Source organism: Clostridium sp. UBA2485, assembly GCF_002341865.1.
Taxonomy (GTDB): Bacteria; Bacillota; Clostridia; order Clostridiales; family Clostridiaceae; genus Clostridium_J.
Map to the genome: position 1 here is coordinate 1 of NZ_DDOV01000076.1, position 6,085 is coordinate 6,085.

6 protein-coding genes are annotated in these 6,085 nt (G+C 27.1%); 5 read left to right on the plus strand and 1 reads right to left on the minus strand.

What is annotated here, in order from left to right:
* Positions 1-522 precede the first annotated feature (522 nt).
* The 3 genes from B3603_RS15620 (at position 523) to B3603_RS15630 (ending at position 2,761) form a co-directional block, all read left to right on the plus strand.
* On the plus strand, positions 523-1,227 hold the full coding sequence (locus tag B3603_RS15620; protein ID WP_291566599.1) for a M23 family metallopeptidase: 705 nt from the start codon (positions 523-525) through the stop codon (positions 1,225-1,227).
* Positions 1,228-1,387: 160 nt separating this feature from the next.
* Positions 1,388-1,642: a sporulation transcriptional regulator SpoIIID gene (spoIIID, locus tag B3603_RS15625; RefSeq protein ID WP_039635247.1), complete on the plus strand. Its 255-nt coding sequence runs from the start codon at positions 1,388-1,390 to the stop codon at positions 1,640-1,642.
* Between the two features lie 90 nt (positions 1,643-1,732).
* A complete protein-coding gene (locus B3603_RS15630; RefSeq protein WP_039635249.1) occupies positions 1,733-2,761 on the plus strand; it encodes a rod shape-determining protein in 1,029 nt (342 codons plus the stop codon).
* A gap of 344 nt (positions 2,762-3,105) precedes the next feature.
* On the opposite strand, the gene yyaC is transcribed toward B3603_RS15630, so the two are convergent.
* Positions 3,106-3,651 carry a spore protease YyaC gene (gene yyaC, locus B3603_RS15635; RefSeq protein WP_291566601.1) on the minus strand — a complete coding sequence of 182 codons (546 nt, stop codon included), beginning with the start codon at positions 3,649-3,651 and terminating at the stop codon, positions 3,106-3,108.
* A 502-nt stretch (positions 3,652-4,153) separates the two neighbouring features.
* Here yyaC and B3603_RS15640 point away from each other — a divergent pair.
* A complete protein-coding gene (locus tag B3603_RS15640; protein ID WP_291566603.1) occupies positions 4,154-4,777 on the plus strand; it encodes a hypothetical protein in 624 nt (207 codons plus the stop codon).
* Between the two features lie 131 nt (positions 4,778-4,908).
* Positions 4,909-5,673, plus strand: a complete 765-nt coding sequence (locus B3603_RS15645) for a hypothetical protein (RefSeq protein WP_291566605.1) — start codon at positions 4,909-4,911, stop codon at positions 5,671-5,673.
* Positions 5,674-6,085: the final 412 nt, after the last annotated feature.

The following is a 6,085-nucleotide window of genomic DNA, read 5'->3' on the forward strand; positions in this document are numbered from 1 at the left end:
TCTTAAACTAATTTTTTACTAGCAATATCTCACTAGTTCTTTATAAGAAGTGATTCATAACTTTAAAAATAAATAATTTTAAATTTTTCAGCTTTTACTGAGAAATACCTACGCATTTTTAATCAATTATTTTATTTGCAATGTTTTAAATATGAATAATTAAGGAAAATATAATATTAATGAACTAACTTTTTTAAAAAGTTTTTAAGAAAAGTGATAAAATCGCTTTTCTTTTTTTTATAAGTAAATATCTTTTATTATACATAAAATTAATTAACTATTTTTATATTTACAAAATATATAAGTATTCATTATTATAGTTTAATTTTCAATTAAACCTTATTATTTTTAATATATTTTTATTTGTATTAAAAATATATCTATAAAAACATGTTTATACAAATATATATATTAATAAATTAATTTAAATAGTAAATTTAGTCGAAAAATAAGGAAAAAATTTCATATACAAATTGAATGAAGTTATTTATATAGGACAACAATATTAGTGGAGGTGTTTTTATGGATAATAAATCTAAATTTAAACAATTCTTGAAGAAGGAGGGCTTCTACGTAATCTTATTTGTATGCTTATGTGCTGTGGCTACAGTAGCAGTTATAACAGCTGGAAATAGAAAAGATGTTGCTACTAATCCACCTGTAATAGAAGAAACTGCAAAAGCTGAAGGTGATGCAGTAGTAGATCCTAAGAACTTTAATGATGCATTACAGGTTAAAAAAGAAGAATTAGAACCTGTACCAAATATTCAAGTTCAAAAGGAAAATGATAGTAAGGCTGTATCAAAAGAAGCTAATAGTGAAGCTATAAATCCTGTTAAAGGTTCGTTAGCAAGAGCTTATTCAGAAGATCCTGTATATATGGCATCAACTAAGGATTATAGACCACACTTTGGTATGGACATTAAGACTGAAAAAGGAGCATCTGTTGTGGTGGCTATGGATGGAGTTATTAAAACCGTAGATGTTTCAACAGAAGGAACATATGTAGAAGTGGATCATCAAAATGGAGTTCTTACTAAGTATTGTAACTTAGAAGAAAAAGTAAACGTTAAAAAAGGTGATAATGTTAAAGCTTCTCAAGAATTAGGAAAAATAGGAAATACAACAAACTTTGCTTATGAAGAATATGGTCCACATTTACATTTTGAAGTATTAAAAGATGGTAAAAATGTAGATCCAGCTAAATTTGTTAGTTATAAAAAATAACTATTTAGTTAACCATTTATCTTAAGTGAAAAATATTAGTTCATAACTAACTTAAATATTAGTCATTTTCCGATTATGTCGGAAAATGACTGATAACAAAGTAATTTAAACCAAGTTTTTAGCATATTTATAAATATAGAAGGGTTAAGGAGGTAACACTTTGAAAGACTACATCGAAGATAGAGTACTAGAGGTTGCAAAATATATCATTGAATCTCAAGCTACTATTAGAAAAACAGCTGTAGTATTTGGGGTAAGTAAGAGTACTATACACAAGGATATGACAGAAAGATTACCCAAGATAAATCCAAAGATTGCTGAGGAGGCAAAAAATATTTTGGATTTAAACAAAGCTGAAAGGCACATAAGAGGCGGTAAGGCCACAAAGATGAAATACAAAACGATTGAAGGATAAAATATTTCGTATTATAATAAGAGAATATAAAAGATTTTTATTATAAGTCTGTATATATTAAAATACGAAAGAGCAGGAGTGAATTTTAAGATGTTTTTTTTCGGAATGGGGACAGACATGGGTATAGATTTGGGTACCGCTACAGTGCTTGTGTATATTAAAGGAAAAGGTGTTATTTTAAAAGAGCCTTCAGTAGTTGCCATAAACAAAAATGCAAATAAGGTTTTAGCAGTTGGAGAAGAAGCTAGAAAAATGATAGGAAGAACTCCAGGAAATATAGTGGCAATTAGACCACTAAGAGATGGAGTAATTTCAGATTATGATGTAACAGAAAAAATGCTTGAACACTTTATAAGAAAGGCTTGTGGAAATAAGAAATCAGCTCCAAGGGTAGTGATTTGTGTTCCTTGTGAAGCTACAGAAGTTGAAAGAAGAGCAGTTGAAGATGCAGCAAGAAATGCTGGTGCAAAAAAAGTTCATTTAATAGAAGAGCCTTTAGCTGCAGCGATAGGTGCAGGTCTTGATATTTCAAAGGCAAGTGGAAATATGGTAATTGATATTGGTGGAGGTACCACAGATATCGCAGTTATTTCATTAGGTGGAATGGTTGTTAGAGAATCAATCAAAGTTGCGGGAGATAATTTTGATGAATCAATAACTCGTTATATAAGAAAGAAGCATAAACTTATGATAGGTGAAAGAACTGCTGAAGATTTAAAAATTAATATAGGTTCTGCCTATAAAAAAGAAGAAGAAATAAGTATGGAAATAAGAGGAAGGGACCTTATTACAGGACTTCCCAAAAATATAGTTGTTAATTCAACAGAAATGAGAGAGGCTCTAGGAGAGGCAGTAGCAGCTATAGCGGAATGTACTCATGCAGTATTAGAAAAAACTCCACCTGAACTTGCAGCTGATATAGCTGAAAAAGGTATAGTTATGACTGGTGGTGGAGCACTTCTAGATGGATTAGATAAGCTAATACAAGATTATACTAAAGTTCCTGTATATGTAGCTGAAGATTCAGTTTCCTGTGTTGCACTAGGAACTGGTAAAGCTTTAGACTTCATAGATAAAATGGATGATTCATTCAGCGGAGAAGATTTATCATTTTATTAATTTAATATAAAAGTTAGTTATTAAAAGGACATACTCTAAAGTATGTCCTTTTAATTTTACCCTTCTCAGCAAAGCTTCACCATTTTAATTCGTAAAAGTCCTTCAGCAAAGGCAATATTACTAAAACTTATTGCTTAAAAGCTGGATGCTTTAGAAGGAAGGATAAGAAAGTTGCGTACAGGAAAATTGTATATATTATTTAATTAGTGAAATGAGAAAATTTTAAAATTTCTTCTTTCTAACTCTATCTTACTTTACAATTCTCTACATTAAAGCAACTATATTCTTTATTTTGACACTGTAGATTGAAATGAAAAAGTCTCTCTAAAATTAGAGAGAACTCTTTAGGATTCTTTTGAAATTTCTTCGTTAAAAACTAAATAATAAGAGTGTATTAGTGCGCGAGTTACTACTTTAGATAATTGCATTATTAGATTTAGTCTTATATTTCTATTTGTAAATAATTCAGTATCCTCACTAGAATCGACAATTCCAATTATAGATATATCCCCTACTTGAGGAAGTTGTTTTCCTACACCTTTTCCAGGATTGATGGGGAAATCTCTTACTTGTATTTCTCCTATACTTGAAAAAGGACCTAAGCAAGCATCTATACCAATTATTTTTGCATCTGGATGTTTGATTTTTATTTGAGATAGTTTACTTTCAAGATTTAAGGCATGAATAGGTTCTGATATTGTACCATAAACTGGTAGTGGGAACTGTTTCTCCTTTAAAAAAGTTCCTACTAAAGGTCCTAAAGAGTCCCCTATGCATCTATCAGTTCCTATGCAAATAATAATAGTATTTTCATCCAAGTAGTCTTTAATAAAATTTGCTAAATTATAATAGGCTAAGGGACTGTTATAATGTGTCTTCACTCTAGTCACCTATTACACCTCCTAATTAATTATTTATAATTATATTTTGAATAATGTGTATTCTTAATTAATTAAAAATTAAAAGTATAAAATATAGGAATAAGTATATTAATATTCTATTTAATCAAAAAGCTATATTAAAATTTAATATTGTTTAAAGAACTTAAATATTTATCTTAGGATTTTATAAATACATTTACTAATTATCAAAGAGGAATTAATAAGTTTATAAATTAAATAATATTAAAGAATTTTATACACTATATACAATAGCCCTAATAAAATATATATGCTAAATAATATATAGTAATTATTGAATTTTATAAAAATATAGAGATATATAGGAAAGTAAAGCAATTAAAAGAAAAACTAATAATTGAAAATATAAGTATTTAAAATATGTTTTTAATTGCTATTGGAATTGCTAAAGATTACATCGTAATAAATGTATATTTGCTAAATTTTAGGTAAAGAATTATAAAAGATATTTTAACTACAAGGATGTGATGTAATGAAAAGAAAGATTTATTCTTTTATAGTTATTCTTTATACTATATTTACTATATGCATTTTTAAATTTTATGCTACAGATAAAAGAGACGAAGAGATAGTATCAAATATATTTAATAGAGACAACATAATGATAAATAATGATCAAATTTTCAGTATCCATGAAAAAAATGAGCTACATAAAGAAAAAGATTTAGAAAAAGAAGAAAAACTAGAAAAAAATATTCAAATAGATAATAATAAAAGCAAATTTAATGACAGAAATTTAGATACGAAACTATTTTTAGATGAAGTTGATGAGAATACAGAAGTAATAGTAGAAGGAGAATTCGATTCTTATAACATTGAGCAGAGGAAAAAAAATTCAGTAATAAAAATTCCACCAGAAGAGATTGAAACAGCATTATCCATTAATGATAAAGTGAAGCTTTTTACAATAAGTGATAAAATACCAAAAGAGGAACAGAATAAAATTAACGATTATCTGCAATATAAAAATCAAAAAATAGGAGTAAGAAAGAGCTTAGATGTATTAGAAAATTATTTATCAGAAAAAGAGCTTTATGAAGTTAAGAAAATAGCGAGAAAGTTCATAGATATGGATACTGTAGAGAATGCTGATTAATTTATATAGTAAACTCCTTAAAGATAATAATTTAAATACATTTTAGTATTTTCTAAGGCCAAGGTAACATTTTTATTTTTGGAATCTATATTATAACTAGAAGAATTTAAAATATTTTAGGAGTTGGTGATATGCCTTCTAGTAATTTAGCTTCAGTGTCAAATTTAATTCCTGCAATTTATAGTTTGGAACCTAAATCTATACTAGAAATAGGAGTTGGATTTGGCAAGATAGGATTTTTAGTTAGAGAATATTTAGATTTAAGAGAGAATAATGATGGTGGATATGCACCTTGGAATATATTAATAGATGGAATAGAAATATATGAGAAATATATCACACCAATACATGGCTATATTTATGATAATATATATATTGGTAATGCAATCAATATTTTAAATAAAAAGGATTTTCCTAAATATGACTTAATAGTACTTGCAGATGTTATAGAGCATTTGAAAAAATCAGATGGAAAAAAGCTATTAGAAGCATGTTTTAAGACATCGGATAGTGTTATAATATCAACACCATATATTTTTTATAAACAAGATGAATGCTATGGTAATGATGCAGAACAACATCTAAGTGGATGGGATATTAGTGAATTTAGAGCTATGGGAGCAAAGTATGTTTGGATATCGGGAATACTTTTATTTTCTATATTTACAAATAAAGTATTAAACTATAAAACAGATAATTTTTTAGATGATTTATTATTTGTAGCTCCACAATTACATCATATTAAAGATTTAATAACAGTTTATTTATCCACTGATCAATATGACCATTGCATAGAAGCTTGTGAAAAATATGAAAAGTTTTTTAAAAATGATTCATTCTTTACAAACATGAAAACAGTTGCTTTAAATATGAAAAACAAAGAAGAGTTGCAATAAACTTTAATTTAATATATAAGATATGCAATAATCATAATATGAGCAAATAGCGTGTATTGAGGAATTTTGATGCACATTATTTAATTGAATCTTTAGCTTTGAAATAAATCATATATAATTAAAACAATAATTGTAGCTATACGAAATATGAAGTAAAAATAAGAAAAATGGAGATAATAAAGTATAAATACTGAAAACGGTATAAAAAAAACTTGAAAAAATAGTTATAAAATTATATACTATTCCTTGTCAATGTTCTCAGGAATTTTTCTGAAGAACTTGTGAAAATACTGGCATTCATTGATAGTAGAGTAGCTAATTTGTAGTGAATAAGTTTAAGTTCTACTTTAAATAGTCAGTTTTATAACGTGGAGGAGTTCCCGAGTGGCCAAAGGGGGCAGACTGTAAATCT